Source organism: Embleya sp. NPDC056575 (genome assembly GCF_042793325.1).
Taxonomy (GTDB): domain Bacteria; phylum Actinomycetota; class Actinomycetes; order Streptomycetales; family Streptomycetaceae; genus Embleya.
The window spans coordinates 19,443-40,140 of sequence record NZ_JBHTVA010000086.1 but is presented as its reverse complement, the minus strand read 5'-3'; the positions used below and the strand labels follow the sequence as shown (position 1 = coordinate 40,140).

Here is a 20,698-nt window from a genome sequence, read left to right as displayed (position 1 = left end):
GAAGCGCTCGGCGATCTCGTCGTAGCGGGCGCGCGGAGCCAGGATCCGGGTAGTGGTCGGGGACGCCCGGGTCGCGAACCGGGCCGGGTCACAACCGGCGCGGCCACCGCCGCGACACGGGCTTCCCCCGGTGACCCGAGTCGTCGGCGCACCCCTTCGGCGCGTCAGCGCCCACGATCCTGGCCAACCCTGGAGATCGACGCGCGAAGCGCGGAGAGCGGCGGAGCCGCGAAGTTCGGGCTGGGTGACCCGGAGCGAAGCGGAGGGGCACACGGCCCCGAGCGAGGGGCCGCTTTTTCTTGGAGGAGCGAAGCGGGGGAAAGAAAAAGTGGTGCCTCGCGAGCCGGCGCGGAGCGCCCAAAAAGAAGCACCGCCGCCGACACGACCCCGCCTCCCCCACACGCCCACCCCACGACCCCGGCGCCGCGCCCCGCGCCGCCCGCCCCTCAGCCCCTCACGCAGATATCCGACCCGCACCGCACCTGCGCCGGGTCCAACCCCACCGGCAGGCCGTCGCCCTCGAAGGCCGTGGGGGCGCCGCCGAAGACCGCCGTCGTCGCCGGTTCGCCGCCGAGTGCCGCCGTGGCCAGGATCATCGCGCCCGCCGTCCAGGCCGTGCGCTCCACCGGCCAGATCGCGTCGTCCTCGAAGACGTACCCGGTCCAGTACAGGCCGTCCTCGTGGCGCAGCCGCTGGATCCACGAGACGATCTCCACCGCCCGGTCGCTCTCGCCCAACGCCCACAGCGCGATGGCCAGTTCGCAACTCTCCGCGCCGGTCACCCACGGGCGGTCGGAGACGCACCGCACGCCCAGGTCCGGCACCACGAAGGTGTCCCACCCGTCCTTGATCCGCTCGTCCGCGGCCGGCCCGCGCAGCGCGGTGCCCAGGATCGGGTAGTACCAGTCCATCGAGTAGCGGCTCTTGTCCAGGAACCGCTCCGGGTGCGAGAGCACCGCGTGGCCCAGTCGACCGGCCGCCAACTCCCAGTCGGGCTGCGGCTCGCCGAGGTGTTCCGCGATGGCCAGCGCGCAGCGCAGCGCCTGGTACATGCTCGCCGACCCGGTGAGCAGCGCGTCCGGCACCGGCACGCCGTGTTCGTCCCGCTTCCAGCGGATCTCGCCGCCGGGGGCCTGGAGTTCGAGGATGAAGCCCATCGCCGCGCGCAGCTTCGGCCACATCCGGACCAGGAACTCCTCGTCCCCGGTGAGCAGATGGTGGTGCCACAGGCCGACCGCGAGGTAGGCGGTGAAGTTGGCCTCCTTGTTGCGATCGGTCACCTCGCCGTCCACGTACGCCGCGTACCACGAGCCGTCCGGCTCCTGACGGCTCGCCAGCCAGCGATAGGCCCGCTCGGCCTCGTCGTGCCGGCCGGCCACATCGAGCGCCATCGCAGCCTCGGTGTGGTCCCACGGGTCGAGGTGTCCGCCGACGAACCACGGGATCGACCCGTCGGGCCGCTGTACCGCGGCGATGCCGTCGATCGTCGCGGCGACCTGATCGACGGTCAGCACGCCTTCCAGGGCCAGCAGTTCGAGCGCCGGCTCGGATCCGGGCCGGGCGAGGCTCATGCGCCCGCCCCGTCGAGCGTCCCGTCGGGACCGACGGCCCGTGCGGCCCCCGCGACCCCGGCCTCGGTGCCCGTCTCGCCCGTCGGCCGCGGCTTGGTCGCGTAGACCACCAGGCTCTTCCCGATCACCGGGTCCAGCGCCTTCTCCGCGAGCCGCGTGGCCAGCGGGCGCTTCATGATGTCCCAGACCAGGAGCTTGTGCCACGCGCGGACCGGCAGCGCCTTGTCGTTGTCCACGCCGACCGCGCACTTGATCCACCAGTACGGCGAGTGCAGCGCGTGCGTGTGGTGCGTCCCGTACGGCCGCAGTCCCGACTCGCGGATGCGGGCCGCGAACTCGTCGCCCTTGTAGATCCGGATGTGCCCGCCCTCGACCTCGTGATACGCGTCGGACAGCGCCCAGCAGATCTTCTCCGGCCCGTAGCGCGGCACCGTCATCGCGGCCAGCCCACCCGGCTTGAGCACCCGGAACAGCTCGCCCAGCACACCCTTGTCGTCCGGGATGTGCTCCAGCACCTCGGAGATGATCACCCGGTCGAAGCTCGCGTCCGGGAAGGGCAGCGCCAGCGCGTCACCGACCATCGCCTCGGCGCGCGCCCCGGCCGGGACCTCGCCGGCCGCCCGCATCGAGGCGAACATCGCGTCGACCTCGGCGATGTCCTTCGCGTTCCGATCCAGCGCGACCACGTCGGCGCCGCGCCGGTATGCCTCGAAGGCGTGCCGGCCGCCGCCACATCCCATGTCCAGGACCCGATCCCCGGGGGCCAGCGGAAAGCGGGAGAAATCCACGGTGAGCAAGTCGGCGACTCCGTCTCGTAGTGCGCGAACCGGTTGCGGGGGCGCCCGGCGAGGGGTGGGCTGTGGTCAGCTGTTTCGGGATCCGACGGCGGGCTTCGCGGACGACACCCGCCCGAACGGCGACCGGCCGAGCAGCACGTCGCTCGCCCGCTCGGTCAACCCGCGCCGCCCCGCACCGGCCGTGCTCGGCGCGATCGGACCGGCCGCGAGCGCGGCCCGATACCGCTCCACGGTACGCACCGCCGTATTGCGCCATGTGAACCGTTCGAGCACCCGGGCGCGGCCCGCCTCGGCCAGCCGGGCCCGCAGTTCGGGGTCGTCGAGCAGTCGGCCCAGGGCGGCGCGCAGCGCCTCCGGGTCGCCCGGCGGCACCGCCAGGCAGGTCACCCCGTCCGGCCCCGCGACCTCCGGGATCGCCCCGCCCGTACTCGCCACCAGCGCCGTCCCGCACGCCATCGCCTCGGCGGCGGGCAGCGAGAAGCCCTCGTAGAGCGACGGCACGCAGGCGATCTCGGCGCTGCGGATCAGGTCGACCAGCTCGTCGTCGGTGAGTTCGGACACGAAGCGGATGGCCGAGCCCAGCCCGAGCCGCTCGATCGCGCGCAACACGGGTCCGTCGCCCTTGGGCCGGCCGACCACCACGAGTTCGACCCGGTCGTGCTCGACGCGCAGCTTGGCCAGCGCCTCGACCAGGTGGATCAGGCCCTTGAGCGGCACATCCGCGCTCGCCGTGGTCACGATCCGTCCGGGCACCTTGGCCACCGAGGGATCCGGCGCGAAGCGGTCGGTGTCGGCGCCCACCGGCACCACGGTGACCCGACTGGGCGAGACGCCCAGGTGGTCGACGATCTCGGCCTTGGACGAGCCGGAGACGGTGACCACCTCGGTCAGCCGCGCGGAGACCCGCTTCTGCATGGTGGTGAACCCGTACCAGCGGTGCAGCGTGGCCTTGCGCCGCAGCGTCGTGGCCTCTCCGATCTCCAGCGCGCGGTCCACCGTGATCGGGTGGTGGATCGTGGTCACCAGCGGGAACCCGAGCCGGGGCAGCGCGAGTTGCCCGTAGCCCAGCGTCTGGTTGTCGTGCACCACGTCGAACTCGCCGCGCCGGGCCGCGAGGTGGCGCCACGCGCGCAGCGAGAAGGTCAGCGGCTCGGGAAAGCCCGCGGTCAGCATGCCGCCGACCTCGAGCACGTCGATCCAGTCGCGATACTCGCGCAGTTTGGGCATCCGGAACGGATCCGGTTCGCGATACAGATCCAGGCTGGGCAGCGTGGTCAGCTTCACGCCCTCGTCCACGACCGCGTACGGCGGGCCGGAGATCACCTCGACCTCGTGTCCGAGCCTGGTGAGTTCGCGGGAGAGGTGGCGGACGTAAACTCCCTGTCCGCCGCAGTACGGGTCGCCCCGATACGCCAGCAGGGCGATTCGCAGGGGTCGCTCCGGGGAGGTCCGCGCCGGGCCCACCTGGGCGTTCACAGCGGATGCGGTCTCCCGTGTCACGAATGGCCCCCTATCGCTGCCCTCGTCGGAGCATAGTAGTCGCGTAATCTAGAACAGGTTTCAGTATGTGCCCGTCGGAGAGCAGCCAAGATACCGCCGGGTACCCACTGCGACGTGCACCGCGTGACCCGTAACACACCGCCCGGCGGACCGCCGCGCATCGAGAGGCTGACATGACGACGTATACGAAGGCCGACCGGGCGCCGCTGACCGAGCGCCAGGAGGCACGCCGCCGCCGCATCCTGCGCGCGACCACCCAACTGGCCGCCCGAGGCGGTTACGAATCGGTACAGATGCGCGAGGTCGCGGAGCAGTCCGAGGTGGCGCTCGGCACGCTCTACCGCTACTTCCCGTCCAAGGTGCATCTGCTGGTGGCCACCATGTACGACCAGCTGGATCAGCTGCACAGCCAGCTGCGCCGCCGCCCGCCGAAGAGCGCCGGCGCGCGTGAGCGGGTGGTGGACACCCTGCTCCGGGCGTTCAAGGGCATGCAGCGCGAGCCGCACCTGACCGAGGCGATGATGCGGGCGCTCCAGTTCGCCGACCGCTCGGTCGGCGCCGAGGTGGACACGGTCAGCCGGGAGACCACCTCGATGATCCTGGAGGCGATCAGCGGCGACGAGCCGCCGAACGAGCCGACCACGGAGGAGTTGGCGGTGATCCGGGTGATCACCCACACGTGGCACTCGTCCCTGATCGCCTGGCTCAACGGTCGTGCCTCGATCGCCCAGGTCCGCACCGACATCGAAACCGTCTGCCGGCTGATCCCGGAGGACTGAGGCCCCGCGAGGGCACCCGGCCGGGCCCGCCATCGGCCCGGCCGGAGCACTCGCGCTAGTCCGGTGGGAACACGGTCGCGCCGGAGGCCGCGTCCACGATCGAGATGGCCTCGACCGGGCAGCTCTCGGCCGCCTCCAGGATCGCGTCCGAGGCGTCCGTCTCCCCCGCCGTCGGGTGCGACTGCCGACCCGCGTCCAGCTTGAAGTCGTTCGGCGCGCTGCCGATGCACATGCCCGACCCGATGCAAACGCTCCGGTCGACCTCGACCCGCCAGCGATCACCCATCAGTACTCCTCTTTCGCTCGGCTCCCGCGTCCGCCCGCGCGGCGCGCGGCCGCGACGGTCAGATCTGCGCGTCGTAACCCGCGGGCAGCGCGATGGACTTGGCCTCGGTGTACGCGTCGAGCCCCTCGATGCCGAACTCGCGGCCGATGCCCGAGTTCTTGTAGCCGCCGAACGGGCCGAAGAAGTCCAGGCCGAACGTGTTCACCGAGTACGTACCGGTCCGGATCCGCCGGGCCACGTCGATCCCCTTCTCGATGTCCGTCGTCCAGACGCTGCCCGACAGGCCGAAGTCCGAATCGTTCGCGAGGGCGATCGCCTGCTCCTCGTCGTCGTAGGCGATCAGCGCCACGACCGGTCCGAAGATCTCCTCCTGCGCGATCCGCATCGAGTTGTCCACGTCGCCGAACAGGGTGGGCTCGACGTACCAGCCCTTCTCCTGCGCCTCGGGACGACCGCCGCCGGCGAGGATCTTGGCGCCCTCCTCCTGGCCGATGCGGATGTAGTCGAACGAGCGCTGCTGCTGGCGCTTGGCCACCAGCGGGCCGACCTGGGTGTCGGCCGCCATCGGGTCGCCGACCTTGAGTTCGCCGACCCACGCCGCGAAGCGCTCGGCGATCTCGTCGTAGCGGGCGCGCGGAGCCAGGATCCGGGTCTGCGCCACGCACGCCTGGCCGTTGTTCATGTACGAGTTCGGCAGCAGCGTGGTCGCGGTGTGCTCCAGGTCGGCGTCGGGCAGGATGATCGCCGCCGACTTGCCGCCCAGCTCCAGGGTGACCCGGGTGAGGTTGCGCGCGGCGACCTCCATGATCCGCTTGCCCGCGCCGACCGAGCCGGTGAACGCGACCTTGTCGATGCCGGGGTGGCCGACCAGGTACTCGCTGACCTCGCGGTCCGCCGCGACGATGCTCAGCACGCCGTCGGGCAGGCCCGCGTCCCGGCAGATCTCGGCCAGGATGTACGAGTCGAGCGGCGTCTCGGGCGACGGCTTGAGCACGACCGTACAGCCGGACGCGATGGCCGGCGCGAGCTTGGCGGCGGTGACGAACTGCGGGACGTTCCACGGCACCACGGCGGCCACCACGCCGACCGGCTCGCGGCGCACGAGCAGCGGGTTGAGCAGGCCGGTGCGCTTCTCCTCCCACCGGTACTCGCGGGCGATCTTGGCGACCGTGTCGTAGATCATCCCGGCGCCGATGGCCTGCGCGAACAGGCCCCAGCCGACCGGCGAGCCGTTCTGCGAGGCGACCACCTCGGCGAGTTCCTGCGACCGCGTCATGAAGCCGTCGCGGATCTTCTCCAGGATGGTGATGCGCTCGTCCAGGGACATCCGCGGCCACGGGCCCTCTTCGAACGCCTTGCGCGCGGCGGCGACCGCGGCGTCCACGTCGGCGGTCGACGCGTGCGGGACGCGCGCGAAGACCTCTTCGGTGTGCGGCGAGACGACCTCGATCGTGTCGGTGCCCAGCGGGTCGACCAGCTGTCCGCCGATGACCAGTTGGCTGTGCTCCACGATATCCGTCATCACGGTCCTCCTCGGTGCGCACACGCTGCGCGCGGTACAGGGGCTTGCGGGTGGGGCTTGCGGACGTTGAGCAGAACTCCGACTAGAACAGATACCAGTTTGCCGATGAGGGAACAACGGATTCACGGCTCGAATGAGACTGGAGTCTCACCGGCTGACAGGTAAGGATCGTACGTGCCGGATCTCGATCTGACGACCCCTCAAATCACTGGCCCGGTGGTGTATGAGAGAACGTGTTCTATGGTGATCATCGGAGCCGGATGTCCATCCGGCGGCCGTTGGGCGCCGCTTCGAGAACCGTCGAGAAGGAGGCCGCCCATGACCACCGCGTCCGATCGCCCCATTCCCCACGTGCCTGATGCCGATGCCGCCGGGTCGCCCGCCGGCGCCGATGCGCCCACTGTCGCCGATCTGGGCAACGGTGTGTGGACCGTTCCGGTTCCGATCCCGAACAATCCGCTCGGCTGCACGCTCGTCTACGTGCTCGAAACCGACGCCGGGCCGGTCCTGGTCGACGCGGGTTGGGACGACCCGATCTCCTACCGCGCCCTCGTCGACGGCCTGGTCGAGGTCGGCACCTCGGTCGAGGACGTGCACGGCGTCCTGGTCACCCACGCCCACCCGGACCACCACGGGTTGTCGGAGAAGGTGCGCGAGGTCTCCGGCGCGTGGATCGCGCTGCACGCGGCCGACGCGCAACAGGTCGAGCAGATCAACGCCGCCCCGCGCGCGGCCTGGTTGCGACACCACCTGGAGGTGCTGACCCTCGCGGGCGCGCCGCAGGAGGCCATCGACGCGCTGACCGCGCTGCGGACCCGGAGCGCGAACGACGGCACCAGGCCGCGCCTGCGCTACGCGGTGCCCGACCGGGAGTTGGTGCACGGCGAACTCGCGCCCGCGCCCGGTCGGGCGGTGCGTACCGTGTGGACGCCCGGCCACACTCCCGGCCATGTCTGCCTGCACCTGGAGGACGGCGACGGTCGGCTGCTCTCCGGTGATCACCTGCTGCCGTCGATCACCCCGCACATCGGGCTCTACGACGACGCCGAGGAGGCCGATCCGCTCGGCGACTTCCTCGCCTCGCTGACACGTGTCGCGCGGCTGCCGATCACCGGCGTACTGCCCGCCCACGAGCACGTCTTCACCGACGCGGCGGGCCGGGCGGCCGAGGTGGCGCGGTTGCACGAGGTACGGCTGGCCGCGCTGCACGCGCGGCTGCGGGAGCGCTCGCTGACCCTGTGGCAGATCGCCGAGGGCATGGACTGGAACCGCCCGTGGGCGCGGTTGGGCGCGCAGAACCGGCAGTTGGCGCTCAGCGAGGCCGCCGCGCACCTGCGCCACCTGGTCAAGCGGGGCCGCGCCGCGGCCGAGGCGCAGGGCGACCCGGTGCGGTATACGGCCCTGTGACTCCCGGGGCCGAGGGGGCGCCCGGGTAGGGTTGGCCGGGACTTTGCGGCGGGCCTGTCGAAGGGCCTGCCGGCGGGTCCGGTCCGCGGTCGGTGCCGCGGTCCGAACCGCGATCCGATCCGATCGGATCCGCTTCACTCCGATCGGCGTTCACGAAAGGCCACGCATGCCCTCCCCCCGACGCCGCAGGCGCGCCGCGGCGGCCTCCGTGCTCACGACCGCGCTGTTGTGCTCGGCTTGGACGGGGGGCGTGGCCTCGGCCGACACGCCGACGCCGGTGTCCGCGGTCGGGTACACCACGACGGCCAAGGCCCAGGGCGGTCCGGTGCCGCTCCCGCTGTACGGGAAGACCGACCCGACCACGGACGGCGTGTACCGGCAGTCGTTGGCGGTCATGGCGTTGGCCTCGACCGACACGCCGCCGGCGCCGACCGCGGTCGAGTGGCTGCTCGGGCAGCAGTGCGCCGACGGCGGGTTCACCGCGTTTCGGGCCGATCCGGGCGCGCCGTGCGATGGCGCGCGAGAGGACACCGTGGCGACCGCGACCGCGATCGAGGCGTTGCAGGCGCTGCGCACGTATGACACGCGGGTGGCGCGGGGGGTGGACTGGCTGCGGTCGAAGCAGCTCCCCGACGGCTCGTTCGCGAGTGTGCCCGGGCCGAACGCGGTCGGTGACACGACCGCGACGGCCGCCGCGACCAGCGCGATCGTCACGGCCGGCACGTCGCCGGAACTGCTCCGTACGCCGCAGGGGCGCACCCCGACGGACGCGCTCGGGGCGGCCCAGCTGCGGTGCGACGCGCCCGCCGCGGACCGGGGGGCCTTCGCCGGTGGACCGGGGGCCCCGGTGGATCCGCTGCCGACCGCGCGCGCCGTGCTGGCCCTGGGCTACGGCAGCCAGCCGGCCGTGGCCGCCCCGTCGTTCGCGATCACGCCGCTGACCTGCCCCGGGGCCGAGCCGAACCGGCAGGCCGCCGCGCAGGCCGGCGCCGCGTGGCTGGCCGCCAAGCTCAAGGCCGGCGGCAACCACCTCGGCGGCCCCACCGACTTCGCGGCCACCACGACGGCCGTCCAGGCCCTGGCCGTGACGGGCCACCCCGCGGAGGCGGGCGCGGCGGCCGACTGGCTCGCGGCGGGCGCCAAGACGATGGCCGGCAACGACCCGGTCCGCCTGGCCTCCCTGATCCTGGCGGCCGTCTCCACGGGCCGCACCGTAACCACGTTCGGCGGCCTGGACCTGCCAAGCCTCCTCCGAGACACCGGCCCGGCCCCGACCCCCACCGCCGACATGACCAACCAGAGCAACCTGATCAACGGCCCGGAAGACCACACCCTCCGCGACACCCTCGCCGCGGTAATCGCAGTCCTCCTGGCCGCCACACTGATCATCGGCATGCGCCGAACCCGCCGAGACCCCTGACCAACCCCTCAGCCGGCGCGCCCCCACCCGGCCAGGACCACTCAGCCCGGCCGGGACCCCAAACAACCCAACCGAGCCACTCACCCCACCCGGAACTCCTCCGCCCGGCCAGGGCCACTCGCCCCATCTGGGGCCCAAGCCCCTCTGCCCGGGGCCACTCAACCCGGCTGGAACCCAACCAGCCCGACCTGGCCACTCATCCCCGCCGAGCGCCCCTCCACCCGGCCAAAGCCACCCAAGCCGGTTGGGACCCAACCAGCCCGCCCCCGCCACTCAACCCAACCGAACGCCCCTCCACCCGGCCAAAGCCACTCAAGCCGGTTGAGACCCAACCAGCCCGGCCCCGCCACTCAACCCAACCGAACGCCCCTCCACCCGGCCAGGTCCACCCAAGCGGGCGGGACCCAAGCAACCCGACCAAACCACTCAGCCCGGCCGGCGTTTGAGGCCAAGTAGCCCGGCCGGCGCTTGAGGCCGCCTCGGCCGAAGGCCAGGCAGCCCAGCCCAACCTACGCATCAGCCCATCCCAGCCGGGAACGGACAATCCAGCCCGGCCGGCGCTTGAGGCCAAACAGCCCGGCCGGCGTTTGAGGCCACCTCGGCCGGAGGCCGGGTCACCCAGCCCGCGCGCTCGAGGCCACCCCGGCCGGAGGCCAAGTCACCCAGCCCACCCAGCCCGCGCGTTCGAGGCCACCTCGGCGACAACACCCCTCAATGCCGAAGGCCCGGCGGCACCACCTCCGCCTCCGCGGCCCGCGCCTCCTCATCGCTGAAGACCCGAGACCGAATCAGGAACCGCCACCCCGTGGGCGCCTCGACCGAGAACCCGCCACCGCGTCCGCGAACCACGTCCACGGTCAGATGGGTGTGCCGCCAATACTCGAACTGCGCCGCCGACATATAAAACGGCTGACCGGCGACCCATCCGAGCAACACATCCGCATCACCGACCAGGAACTCCCCCCGCGGATAACACATCGGCGACGACCCGTCACAACACCCACCGGACTGGTGGAACAACAACGGCCCATGCTCAGCCGCCAGTTCCCCCACCAGTTCGGCCGCGCCCCCGGTGATCGCGACCCGCTCGACCGCCCCACCCTCCGCGTCCGACATCAGCGCACCTCCTCCGCCGACCGCACGACCGCCGCGAACGCCACGACCGCCACGACCGCCGCCGTCGCGACTCAGAAGAACCCGAGCTTCTTGGCCGAGTAACTCACCAACAGATTCTTGGTGTTCTGGTAGTGCCCCAGCATCATCCGGTGTGTCTCCCGCCCCAGCCCCGACGCCTTGTACCCGCCGAAGGCCGCGTGCGCCGGATAGGCGTGATAGCAGTTGGTCCACACCCGCCCGGCCTTGATCTCCCGCCCGAACCGATAGGCCCGCGTCGCATCCCGCGTCCACACCCCCGCGCCCAGGCCGTACAGCGTGTCGTTGGCGATCCGCAACGCCTCGGCGTCGTCCCGGAACGTGGTCACCGACACCACCGGGCCGAAGATCTCCTCCTGGAAGATCCGCATGTCGTTGGTGCCCTTGAAGATCGTCGGCTCGACGTAGTACCCGTCCTCGAAGCCCTCGACCGTCTTGCGCGCACCACCGATCAGAACCTCGGCACCCTCCTGCCGTCCGATATCCAGATACGACAGGATCTTCTCCAACTGATCGTTGGAAGCCTGCGCGCCGACCATCGTCGCCGGATCGAGCGGATTGCCCTGGACGATCGCCCGGGTGCGCGCCAACGCCCGTTCCATGAACCGGTCGTAGATCGACTCGTGGATCAGCGCCCGCGACGGACACGTACAGACCTCGCCCTGGTTCAGCGCGAACATCACGAAGCCCTCGACGGCCTTGTCGAAGAAGTCGTCGTCCTCGTCCGCCACGTCGGCGAAGAAGATGTTCGGACTCTTGCCGCCGAGTTCGACCGTCACGGGAATGATGTTCTGCGAGGCGTACTGCAGGATCAGTCGCCCGGTGGTGGTCTCGCCGGTGAACGCGACCTTGGCCACCCGACTGCTGCTCGCCAGCGGCTTGCCCGCCTCGAAGCCGAAGCCGTTGATCACGTTCACCACGCCGGGCGGCAGCAGGTCGGCGATCAGCTCGATCAGGACCAGGATGCTCACCGGCGTCTGCTCGGCCGGCTTGAGCACGACGCAGTTCCCGGCCGCCAGCGCGGGGGCGAGCTTCCACGTGGCCATCAAAATGGGAAAGTTCCACGGAATGATCTGCGCGACCACGCCGAGCGGTTCGTGGAAGTGGTACGCGACGGTGTCCTCGTCGATCTGCGAGATGGACCCCTCCTGGGCCCGGATCACACCCGCGAAGTAGCGGAAGTGGTCGACGGCCAGCGGGAGATCCGCGGCCAGCGTCTCGCGGACCGGCTTGCCGTTCTCCCACGTCTCGGTGACCGCGAGGCGTTCGAGGTTCTGCTCGATGCGGTCGGCGATCTTGAGCAGGAGCAGCGAGCGTTCGGTGACGCTGGTCCTGCCCCAGGCGTCGGCCGCGGCGTGTGCGGCGTCCAGGGCCAGTTCGACGTCCTCGGCGGTGGAGCGGGCCACCTCGCAGAACGGCTGACCCGTCACGGGGGTGATGTCGTCCATGTACCGACCCTGCACGGGCGGCACCCATTTGCCGCCGATGTAGTTGTCGTATCGCGGTTCGAACGTGACGATGCTGTCCGGTTGGCCGGGCTGACTGTAGACCACGCGAGCCTCCGCTTCCCTTGCCGTGCAGTGGGCATGACGGACCGTCGACGAACCCACCGGCCTCGGAAAGCGGGCCGGGCCGCCTGCGGCCGACGGTAGTCGCTCGGCCGCCGATGGTCACCGGGTCCGGGAAGAAAAGCCGCGTTGTCATCGTCGTCGGGCGCCGGCGTGCCCGGACTTCGTGGGCCCCACCGGCAACTCCCGCCACCGGAAAGCAGGTTGGACACAATCACCGCATGCTTGATCTGGATGTCACCTGTGACATGTGCCATTGTACTCGACGTCGTGTTCTCGATGTGGGCCGCCGATCGTGGCCCACCTGCGCCCGAAGGGCCGTACATGAGCACTCACGCACGCCGTAGAACGTGGTTTGCCACAAGCGTTCCCCTCTTGGCGCTGGTCGTCGGTGTGTTGCCGATCGCAATCATGCCGACGGCCTCGGCCGGCCCCTCCCCGAACACGAACTCCCGGGTCGGGCACGTGAACACGCCGGCGGCGGCCGACCCGGGCGACGAGGTCGACCGGGTCGGTTCGCCGCTCCCCCTCGGCCCCGACCGGGGCCCGGGTCCGCTCGACGGCGGCAACGGCGCGCCCACCGGCCGGGGTCCGGCGGCGACCGACCTCCCGCTCGGACCGCGGCTTCGCACCGATGCCGCGCCGGTGCCCGGCTGTACGCTCGCCGAGTTCGCCGCGTTGTCCCCGCAGGCGCTGGCCGACTTCCTGACCCGCGCCGATGTCGGTCCCGACTGTCTGCGCGGCTTCCTGTGGACCTACACCCCGGAACTGGGCCGGGTGTTGACGCCGGCTCACCTCCAGGCGGTGCTGGCCCGGATCACCGCGCTCGCCCCGACCTACGACGGCGGCAACACCTCGCACCTGTACGAACTCTGGTACTTCACGCACGCCGCGCTCTACCTCGACTGGGACAACCCCGCGATCGACCTGCGCGACCCCGCGACGGTGGCCGCGATCAGTTCCGCGGCCGACGCGTTCCGCGCCGCGACGCACGCGTTCGACGTCACGCCCACCTCGGGTGCGCTGCTGCGCGAGATCCTGATCAGCGTCGACGTCGACGGCGTTCGCGAACACCAACTGCCGCTGGCCGCCCGGGTCCTACGCGACATGGACGGCAGCACCGACGCGTGGCAGAGCCCCACTCGCAGGGAAGCGGCGCTGGCCGCCCAGAACTTCGCGTACCACGGCATCGCCAACGGCGACGCGGGCTATCAGGCCGCCGTCGCGGCCGACCCGGCCTACCGCGCCGGGCTGAAGGCGTTCGTCGGCTACCGCCACCTGAACGTGCCGACCAGCGCCGGGCTGCTGCGCAACGCCGTGTTCGAGTACGGCCGGCTCGGCCGCGTCCCGAGCCTCACGGCGGAGACCGTGACGGGCCTGGGCACCCTGCTCGCCGACACCGAGGGCTGGTACGGCCGCTTCTCGGTACCGTGGAGCGAGGTCGCGCACTGGCTGGAGACGTACGGCGGTTGCCACGCGGCGGGGGTGTGTCGGGCCGACGTCGAGGCGCAGGTCTTCCCGAACACGTACACCTACGACCTGGGCGACATCGAGGTGCACACCTCACTCGACCGGGCCACGGTCGAGCAGCTGTACTACGCGTCCAAGCAGGTCAAGGAGCAGTTCTTCCGCACCCTCGGCACCGACCGGCCGCTGGCCGGCGACCCGAACCACAAGCTGACCGTCCGGCTCTACGCGAGCATGGCCGACTACCACACCTACCAGCCGTTCCTGTACGGCTACGCCACCAACAACGGCGGCCTGTACATCGAGGACGGCGCCACCTTCTACACCTACCAGCGGGTCGTGCCGAGGGACTCCAAGCTCCAGTTGGAGGAGCTGTTCCGGCACGAATACACGCACTACCTCAACGGCCGCTACGCGGTGCCGGGTTCGTTCGGCCAGGGCCCGTGGTACGCGGACAACCGAACCACCGCGTTCGACGAGGGAATGGCCGAGTACATGGCGGGTTCGACCCGTGACCAGGGTGTGAAGCTGCGCAAGTCACTGGTCACAAAGATCATCTCCGACGTGCAGCAATACGGCAGCCGCCCCTCGGTCCGCGAAACGCTGCACTTCAAGTACGACGACGCCGGCTACTTCTTCCGCTACTACGCCTACGCCGGCTCGTTCTTCTCCATGCTCGGACGCGACCACCCGGACCAACTCACCGAGATGTACACCCACTTGCGCACCAACGACGTCGCGGGCTTCGACGCCTTCCTCGACCGCGTGAGCGCCCCGAACTACCAGGCCGAGTTCGACACCTACCTGGACCAACAGATCGCCGGCGTCGACACCCTGACCGTCCCGGTGGCGAAGTACACCCCTACGGCCCAACTCGCCGCAACGGGGCCGGAATACATCCGCCAGGTCTTCCACCGGTCCACATCCAACAACCCGACCTCATGCACGGCGTACCACGACCAGCACCCTCGCTTCACGTGCATGGGCGCGATCACCGCCAACATCCCCTCCACCGCGCCCGGCGAGATGCACACCGCCATGGCCGCCACGATCGACTACTTCATCCTGACCCGAGCCGGCGCCGCCCTGAACAACCTGGCGGACATGAACTGCCACTTCACCGAACCAACCCCCTGGCCCAACGCCCAGGCAGCCACCTCCACCTACACCTGCGAAGGCCCCCTCCGCCCCTGACCGCCCACCCCCGAACGACGGCCCCCGAGCGCTGCCCACCCCGCGCCGGGGGCCGTCCCGCCGACGTCGGCACCGACCACGCCGCCGTGGGCCGCAACCTGGAGACCGCCAAGGCCGTTCAGTACGTACACGATCGCTGACCGGGACCGGTGGATCCTCGGGGGGTCGGGCAGACTGGGGCCATGTCTGTGGTGAAGATCAATGCGTTGACTGTGCCCGCCGAGATGCGGGAGACCCTGGAGCAGCGGTTCGCGTCGCGTGCCGGGATGGTGGACTCGCAGGACGGGTTCGAGTGGTTCGAGTTGTTGCGGCCGGTCGAGGGGACCGACAAGTACCTCGTGTACACCCGCTGGCGCAGCGAGGAGGACTTTCAGGCGTGGATGGCCGGGACCATGCGGGCCGCGCATGGTGGCGGTGGTGACGGTGCCGAGCGGCCCAAGCCGGCTTCGACCGATTCGGCTCTGTGGTCCTTCGAGGTGATCCAGAGCACCGGGCCGAAGGGCTGACCCCGTCCGGGGTTGGTTGGAGGTCGACCGCCCGAACGCCCGAGTGGTCGTCGCCCGCTCGGCGGCCGGCGGGACGGTGATCCCGACACGCCGCGGGTGGTCGGCGGACCGACCGGCCGCACCTCGCTCGGGCTGTTCTTCGTCGACTTCTTCCTGCCGCCCGATGCGCCCGACGCCGGACGTGTCTTCATGACCAAGGCACTCACCGCTCGGATCGGCGACGGCATCCGATCGGGAACGCGAAGAACGCGGGAAACGCGGAGAACGCGGGGAGCACGGTGAACGTAGTCCGACGCGGTACTAGCCTTGCCCCATGCCTCGCTACGACTACCGCTGCCGCGCCTGCGACGTGACCTTCGAGGTCAACCGCCCGATGGCCGCCTCCAACGACCCGGCCACGTGCCCGGCCGGCCACGCCGACACCACGAAGCTGCTGTCCACGGTCGCGGTAACCGGCGCCGCCTCCGCCCCCCGCCCCACCGGAGGCGGAGGAGGAGGCGGCTGCTGCGGCGGCGGCTGCTGCGCCTGACCCGATCCGATCGACGCTCGGGGCCCGCGACCGGCGGGTCCCGGTGGTCAGCCGTCGGCGCTACCCGGTGGCACGACCCACTGCGCGGGTTGGCCGGTGAGGTCGGCAATCACGTCGAAGTCGCCGTCGTAGTGGAGCACGGTCAGGCGGTGCCGTTCCGCAATGGCGGCGATAAGCAGGTCCGGGAGCGAGAGAGCACGGTGAAACCCGGCGTTGAGCGCGTGCCGTTGAACCTCCAGCGCGCGGGTGAAGATCTCCTCGCTGCTGTACACATAGCCGAAGGCGTGGAGCCATGTACTGATCCGCGTGGCTTCCGCGATATCCCGAGCCGCGTGGATCATCTCGTACTCGGTGGGTTGGCATACGGCAAGGAGGGAGCGTTCGTGGAGAGGCTTGAGCACCTCTGACGTTCGGCTTCGTCCAGCGTGCGAGGGCTGATTTGTCGATCAGACAGCGGTCCTGCATCAGGCGGCCCGGCCACCCGGGGGCTTGAGGGAGCCGTCCGGGTTGCGAGGCCCGGTGCTCTCTACGATCTCGCTGAAATCGAGTTCGCCGGCGTCCATGGCATCGAAGAACTCCTGGCGAAGGTGGCGCTTGACGGCGTCCTCCATGGCGAGGCGCACAGCCTTGGCCTTCGTTTTGGTGCCGTATATGCGCATGGCCTCGGCAACCATGTCGTCGTCGAGGTCGATGACGGTTCTGGCCATGCGACGGTCCTTCCATGGGTGACCCGAGATACAAAACGATGCCATTGGCATGGATCGATCGATATCGTTTCAGCCCACCCGAGCCGGATCGGGCGGCTACGCGGCCAATGCCTTCGGGGTTTCCTTGTCGCATTCCCAGTGGGCCAGGGCCGAGCGGTCGAGGAGGGTGATGCCGGCGTCGGCGGCCAAGGCTTCGGCCTTGGTGGAGAAGCAGCCGGCCGTAGTGGCCAGCAGGAGCGGGCCGGGGTGTTCCTCGGCGGCGTCGAGGGCGGAGACGAAGTCCTGGACCACGCCGCCCGCCACCGGGCCCGGGCCGTCGGCGCTGCGACAGCGCAGCACCGCCGGTGTCCCGTCGCCGCGCCTGGCGTGGACGTCCACCGCGTACGCGTCCTCGACCACCCGCACCGTCTCCACCTCGGCCAGGCCGTCGCGCTCGCACAGTTCGGCCACGTGCTCCGCGAGCCGGGCCGGGTCCATGCGGTCCAGGCGCGCCTGCGCGTCGCGCAGCGCGCGGTCGTCGCGATACTCGATCGGCTCGTCGGCCCTGGGCCGGTATCCCGCCAGCCAGATCACCGAGGCCAGCCCCGCCGCGGCGCAGATGTAGACCACCATCATGCTGTCGGACTGGTTCACCCGAACACCTTCGAGGACGAACCAGACACCGATGGCGAGGAGTTCGAGCCCGGCGACCAGGATGGCCAGATTGAGGTAGGCCCTCACCGTCGTACGTGCCATGTCCGTCGTCCCCCCGGTGACGCATCGGCCGGTCGTACCCGTGTCGTTCACGTTGTCCCGAACTCGTTTCGAGCCGAACCGCTCGGGCTCCGAGCGGCCCGACCGGCGTTCGGTCGCACCGTCGTTGTCCTGTCGCCATCCCGACGATCGGGACCCGTCACCCGGTTCCCGATTCCCGCCACAACCGGACGAGACCCGGACCACACCCGGACCACACCCGGACCATCCGGCCGGACCGCGACCGCACGACAACGGGACACCCTACGAAGGTGCCCTCACGCGCCGTCCGGCAGGTTGGTCCAACCACGACCGTCGGCCCTGCCGTACCACCCGCTGGCCGCCGTGGTACCGCCGTCCACCGGGATCAGATGACCCGTCACATACGACGATGCGGCACTGGCCAGGAAGAGCACAACCTTCGCGTAGTCATCGGGTTCGCCGAATCGCGCCAACGGGACCCACGAACCGATCAACGCCGGGTCGCGATCGCGCAATTTGGCCTCGTATGTCGTCTGCGGCGTGTTCGCCATGTCCGGGGCGATCGCGTTGACCCGAACCCCCTTGCGCGCCACGTCGACCGCGAGCGACTTGGTGAACGCGATGATCGCGGCGTTGTACGCGGAGTAGACCGGACACCCCGGGATGCCGCGCAGCGCCTCGACCGTCGACACGTTCACGATGCTCCCCCGGCCCCGTTCGACCATCGACGGCAACACCGCGTGCGTGACCCGCAGCACGTGTTCGAAGTTGATCGCGTGCAGCGCCCGCCACTCCTCCTCCGTACTGCGCAGGAAGGTGGTCGAGGGCCGGTAGTCGCCCACGTTGTTCACCAGGACGTCCGCGCCGCCCGCCGCGAGCGCCGCGTCGCTCAGCCGCCGCACGGTCGCCGGCTCCCGGATGTCGCCCAGGACCACCTCCACCCGCCCGCCGGCCGCCTCGATGTCGGTACGTGCCCGCTCGGCCCAGTCCGCGTCGATGTCGTTGAGCACCACGAGCGCGCCCGCGCGGGCCAGCAGTCGGGAGACCCCGCCGCCGATGCCCGCCCCGCCTCCGGTGACGATCGCGACCTGGCCGGCGAGGGGTTCGGGGTCGAGCATGGGTGGTGCCTCCTGGACGAATATGACGATGCGTCAGATCTGCGCATGCTCCCCCAGGTCGGCCACGAGGTCAACGCCGAACCCGACCCGGACGATCTTCGCCACACCCCCGACTCCGGCGCACGGATCGAGCCCGGGGGACCGAGACCGGGCAGGATGGGGGCAACGAACGCGACCGGTGCGCCCGACCCCCGTCGGCACGCACCACGACGAAGGGATCACATGGACATCAAGGTCGAGGACGTCCCCGCGCAGCACCGCTTCGAGGCCCGGGTCGACGGCGCCCTGGCGGGCTTCGCCGAGTACATGACCACCGACACGCTGATCGTGTTCACCCACACCGAGGTGGACCCGAGCTTCGAGGGCAAGGGCGTGGGCGGCACCCTCGTCCGCGGCGCGCTCGACCTGGTCCGCGCCGGCGAGCACAAGGTGCTGCCGCTGTGCCCGTTCGTCAAGGCGTGGATCGGCAAGCACCCGGACTACTTCGACCTCGTCTACGACGCCCCGCCGAGCAAGGTCACCGACTGACGCCACGCCCCGACGGCCCGGTCCCCGTCCCGTACCCACCCGAACCGTCCACCCCGTCGCGCGACCCCCTCCCTCGGTTGGGCGTACGCAGGGCCTCGCCGTAGGCTCGACTCCCGTGAACAGCCTGCGCATGATCGACACCTGGCCCGTCGGGAAGGCCGCCGCGGCCGTGGTCACCCGCGATGGAGTGGTCAAGAGCGAGCACGGCCCGGTGGACGAGCCGTTCCGGCTCGCCTCGGTGACCAAGTTGCTCACCGCGTACGCCGCGCTCGCCGCGATCGAGGAGGGGGCGATCGAGCCGGACGACCCGGCCGGGCCGCCCGGATCCACGATCCGCCACCTCCAGGCGCACACGTCGGGCCTGGCCTTCGACGAGGACCGGGTGCTCGCCGGCCCCGGCCGCAAGCGCATCTACTCGAACACCGGCTTCAACCTGCTCGGCGCCACCATCGAGAAGGCGTGCGACATCCCGTTCGGGGAGTACGTGCGGCAGGCGGTCTTCGCGCCCCTGGGCATGACCGAGACCACGATCGGCGACTCCCCGGCCGCCGGCGGCGTGTCCACCGTGCGCGACCTGACCCGGTTCGCGGCCGAACTGCTCGCCCCGCGCCTGCTCGCGCCGGAGACCGTACGCGCGGCCACCACCGTGGTCTTCCCCGGCCTGGACGGCGTACTGCCGGGCTACGGCACCCGGCGGCCCAACGACTGGGGCCTCGGCTTCGAGATCCGCGGCACCAAGTCGCCGCACTGGACCGGAACCACCAACTCGCCCGCCACATACGGCCACTTCGGCGCGTGCGGCACCTTCCTGTGGGTGGACCCGGAGCTGGGCGCGGCCTGCGTCTGCCTGACCGACCGCGAGTTCGGCCCCTGGGCGGCCGAGGTCTGGCCGATCCTCAACGACGCGGTGGTCGCCGAACTGCGCTGAGCCGAAGCCCACCCCTTCACCCGGCTCGTCCTGCGCTGCCCCGGCCGGCGCGGCGCATACCGTCGACCCGTGGTGTTCTCCGTGCTCGCGGCGCTCGCCGCCGCCCTCTGCTACGGCGTCGCGACCGTACTGCAGGCCCTGGGCGCGCGGCGGACCGCCGGCGCGTCCGGACTCGATCCCCGGGTGTTGACCCGGGCCCTGCGCCAGTGGCCGTTCGTGCTCGGCACCGGACTCGATCTGGCCGGGTACGCCTGCCAGTTCGTCGCGCTGCGCGAATTGCCGGTCTTCGCCGTCGAGGCCGCCCAGTCGGCCAACCTCGCGGTCACCGCGGTGCTGGCCGTACCGGTCCTGGGCGCCCGCCTGCGCGGCCCGGAGTGGGGCGCGGTCGCCGCCGTGTGCGCGGGCCTGGCGCTGCTCGGGGTCTCCGCGGGGCACGAGGGCCCGGCCCGGACCCACGCCGCCTTCCACTGGTCGCTGCTCGCCTGCGTCGCGCTGCTCGGCCTGGCCGGATGGGCCGCCGTCCGGCTCGCCGAACCGTGGCGCTCGCGCCTGCTCGGACTGCTCTCCGGACTCGGCTTCGGCCTGATCGCGCTGGCCACCCGGGTGCTGACCGACCTGTCCTTCCCGGACCTGCTGCGCTCCCCGACCGTCTACGCGCTGGTGATCGGCGCCGCGCTGACGTTCCTGCTGTACACGATCGCGTTGCAGGGCGGCGCGGTCACCTCGGTCGCCGCCGCGCTCGTGGTCGGCGAGACCGTACTCCCGGCGGGCGTCGGCATCGTCTTCCTCGGCGATCACAGCCGCCCCGGCCCCTACGGCCCGCTCGCGCTGACCGGTTTCGTATTCGCCGTCGCGGGCGCGATCGCCCTGTCCCGCTTCGCGGAGGGGGAGCCCGACCCGCCCGGGTGAACGCGGTCGGGGGCCGGGGCCGGGGGGGCGGGGGGGGGCACCGGGGCCGCGATCTGCCGCCTGTTCGCCGAGCGGGGGGCGGACCTGGCGGTCACC

At 71.1% G+C, this 20,698-nt stretch carries 19 protein-coding genes and 1 pseudogene; 9 read left to right on the top strand and 11 right to left on the bottom strand.

The genetic code is table 11. From position 1 onward, the window contains the following. Nucleotides 1-446: 446 nt before the first annotated feature. From ACFRCG_RS42130 to ACFRCG_RS42120, 3 genes are all read right to left on the bottom strand, one after another. Nucleotides 447-1,571 (bottom strand): prenyltransferase, encoded by a 1,125-nt coding sequence (locus tag ACFRCG_RS42130; RefSeq protein ID WP_380041591.1) that lies wholly within the window; start codon nt 1,569-1,571, stop codon nt 447-449. Further along, complete coding sequence (locus tag ACFRCG_RS42125; protein WP_380041589.1) at nt 1,568-2,368, bottom strand: class I SAM-dependent methyltransferase; 801 nt, start codon at nt 2,366-2,368, stop codon at nt 1,568-1,570. Before ACFRCG_RS42125 ends, ACFRCG_RS42130 begins: the two co-directional genes overlap by 4 nt. Before the next feature lie 66 nt (nt 2,369-2,434). Then, nucleotides 2,435-3,844: a glycosyltransferase family 4 protein gene (locus tag ACFRCG_RS42120; protein ID WP_380041587.1), complete on the bottom strand. Its 1,410-nt coding sequence runs from the start codon at nt 3,842-3,844 to the stop codon at nt 2,435-2,437. Between the two features lie 197 nt (nt 3,845-4,041). Here ACFRCG_RS42120 and ACFRCG_RS42115 point away from each other — a divergent pair, with 197 nt between their 5' ends. Then, complete coding sequence (locus ACFRCG_RS42115) at nt 4,042-4,647, top strand: TetR family transcriptional regulator (protein ID WP_380041585.1); 606 nt, start codon at nt 4,042-4,044, stop codon at nt 4,645-4,647. A 55-nt stretch (nt 4,648-4,702) separates the two neighbouring features. Here ACFRCG_RS42115 and ACFRCG_RS42110 read toward each other — a convergent pair whose 3' ends face one another. Beyond that, nucleotides 4,703-4,933, bottom strand: coding sequence for a ferredoxin (locus ACFRCG_RS42110; protein ID WP_379995799.1), 231 nt, complete (start codon nt 4,931-4,933; stop codon nt 4,703-4,705). 58 nt (nt 4,934-4,991) lie between these two features. Beyond that, complete coding sequence (locus tag ACFRCG_RS42105; protein WP_380041583.1) at nt 4,992-6,455, bottom strand: aldehyde dehydrogenase; 1,464 nt, start codon at nt 6,453-6,455, stop codon at nt 4,992-4,994. Nucleotides 6,456-6,773: 318 nt separating this feature from the next. Between ACFRCG_RS42105 and ACFRCG_RS42100 the strand changes: the two genes are divergently transcribed. Both ACFRCG_RS42100 and ACFRCG_RS42095 read left to right on the top strand, forming a co-directional pair. Further along, nucleotides 6,774-7,862, top strand: coding sequence for an MBL fold metallo-hydrolase (locus tag ACFRCG_RS42100; protein ID WP_380041581.1), 1,089 nt, complete (start codon nt 6,774-6,776; stop codon nt 7,860-7,862). A gap of 166 nt (nt 7,863-8,028) precedes the next feature. Then, a complete protein-coding gene (locus tag ACFRCG_RS42095) occupies nt 8,029-9,282 on the top strand; it encodes a prenyltransferase/squalene oxidase repeat-containing protein (RefSeq protein ID WP_380041579.1) in 1,254 nt (417 codons plus the stop codon). 711 nt (nt 9,283-9,993) lie between these two features. Here the strand turns inward: ACFRCG_RS42095 and ACFRCG_RS42090 are convergent. Together ACFRCG_RS42090 and adh are read right to left on the bottom strand one after the other, a co-directional pair. Continuing rightward, a complete protein-coding gene (locus ACFRCG_RS42090) occupies nt 9,994-10,398 on the bottom strand; it encodes a DUF779 domain-containing protein (RefSeq protein WP_380041577.1) in 405 nt (134 codons plus the stop codon). 71 nt (nt 10,399-10,469) lie between these two features. Beyond that, entirely contained in the window at nt 10,470-11,987 is a 1,518-nt protein-coding gene (gene adh / locus ACFRCG_RS42085; protein WP_380041575.1) for an aldehyde dehydrogenase, read from the bottom strand. A gap of 426 nt (nt 11,988-12,413) precedes the next feature. Here adh and ACFRCG_RS42080 point away from each other — a divergent pair, with 426 nt between their 5' ends. The 3 genes from ACFRCG_RS42080 to ACFRCG_RS42070 all read left to right on the top strand — a co-directional run bounded on the left by ACFRCG_RS42080 (nt 12,414) and on the right by ACFRCG_RS42070 (nt 15,698). Beyond that, nucleotides 12,414-14,663: a collagenase gene (locus tag ACFRCG_RS42080; protein ID WP_380041573.1), complete on the top strand. Its 2,250-nt coding sequence runs from the start codon at nt 12,414-12,416 to the stop codon at nt 14,661-14,663. A gap of 182 nt (nt 14,664-14,845) precedes the next feature. Further along, the gene (locus ACFRCG_RS42075; RefSeq protein WP_380041571.1) at nt 14,846-15,169 is read left to right on the top strand and encodes an antibiotic biosynthesis monooxygenase family protein; all 324 of its coding nucleotides are present in this window, start codon (nt 14,846-14,848) and stop codon (nt 15,167-15,169) included. 313 nt (nt 15,170-15,482) lie between these two features. Beyond that, nucleotides 15,483-15,698 carry a zinc ribbon domain-containing protein gene (locus ACFRCG_RS42070; RefSeq protein WP_379995777.1) on the top strand — a complete coding sequence of 72 codons (216 nt, stop codon included), beginning with the start codon at nt 15,483-15,485 and terminating at the stop codon, nt 15,696-15,698. Nucleotides 15,699-15,745: 47 nt separating this feature from the next. Here the strand turns inward: ACFRCG_RS42070 and ACFRCG_RS42065 are convergent. From ACFRCG_RS42065 to ACFRCG_RS42050, 4 genes and pseudogenes are all read right to left on the bottom strand, one after another. Beyond that, a pseudogene (locus ACFRCG_RS42065) lies at nt 15,746-16,163 on the bottom strand (PIN domain nuclease). Continuing rightward, nucleotides 16,163-16,405: a type II toxin-antitoxin system VapB family antitoxin gene (locus tag ACFRCG_RS42060; RefSeq protein ID WP_380041569.1), complete on the bottom strand. Its 243-nt coding sequence runs from the start codon at nt 16,403-16,405 to the stop codon at nt 16,163-16,165. Before ACFRCG_RS42060 ends, ACFRCG_RS42065 begins: the two are co-directional and overlap by 1 nt. 96 nt (nt 16,406-16,501) lie before the next feature. Continuing rightward, on the bottom strand, nt 16,502-17,140 hold the full coding sequence (locus ACFRCG_RS42055) for a restriction endonuclease (protein WP_380041567.1): 639 nt from the start codon (nt 17,138-17,140) through the stop codon (nt 16,502-16,504). A gap of 275 nt (nt 17,141-17,415) precedes the next feature. After that, nucleotides 17,416-18,237, bottom strand: a complete 822-nt coding sequence (locus ACFRCG_RS42050; protein ID WP_380041565.1) for an SDR family NAD(P)-dependent oxidoreductase — start codon at nt 18,235-18,237, stop codon at nt 17,416-17,418. A gap of 222 nt (nt 18,238-18,459) precedes the next feature. Here ACFRCG_RS42050 and ACFRCG_RS42045 point away from each other — a divergent pair, with 222 nt between their 5' ends. The 3 genes from ACFRCG_RS42045 to ACFRCG_RS42035 all read left to right on the top strand — a co-directional run bounded on the left by ACFRCG_RS42045 (nt 18,460) and on the right by ACFRCG_RS42035 (nt 20,602). Then, complete coding sequence (locus ACFRCG_RS42045) at nt 18,460-18,765, top strand: GNAT family N-acetyltransferase (RefSeq protein WP_380041563.1); 306 nt, start codon at nt 18,460-18,462, stop codon at nt 18,763-18,765. 115 nt (nt 18,766-18,880) lie between these two features. After that, entirely contained in the window at nt 18,881-19,693 is an 813-nt protein-coding gene (locus tag ACFRCG_RS42040; RefSeq protein WP_380041561.1) for a serine hydrolase domain-containing protein, read from the top strand. Nucleotides 19,694-19,762: 69 nt separating this feature from the next. Continuing rightward, the gene (locus tag ACFRCG_RS42035; RefSeq protein ID WP_380041559.1) at nt 19,763-20,602 is read left to right on the top strand and encodes a DMT family transporter; all 840 of its coding nucleotides are present in this window, start codon (nt 19,763-19,765) and stop codon (nt 20,600-20,602) included. Nucleotides 20,603-20,698 lie beyond the last annotated feature (96 nt).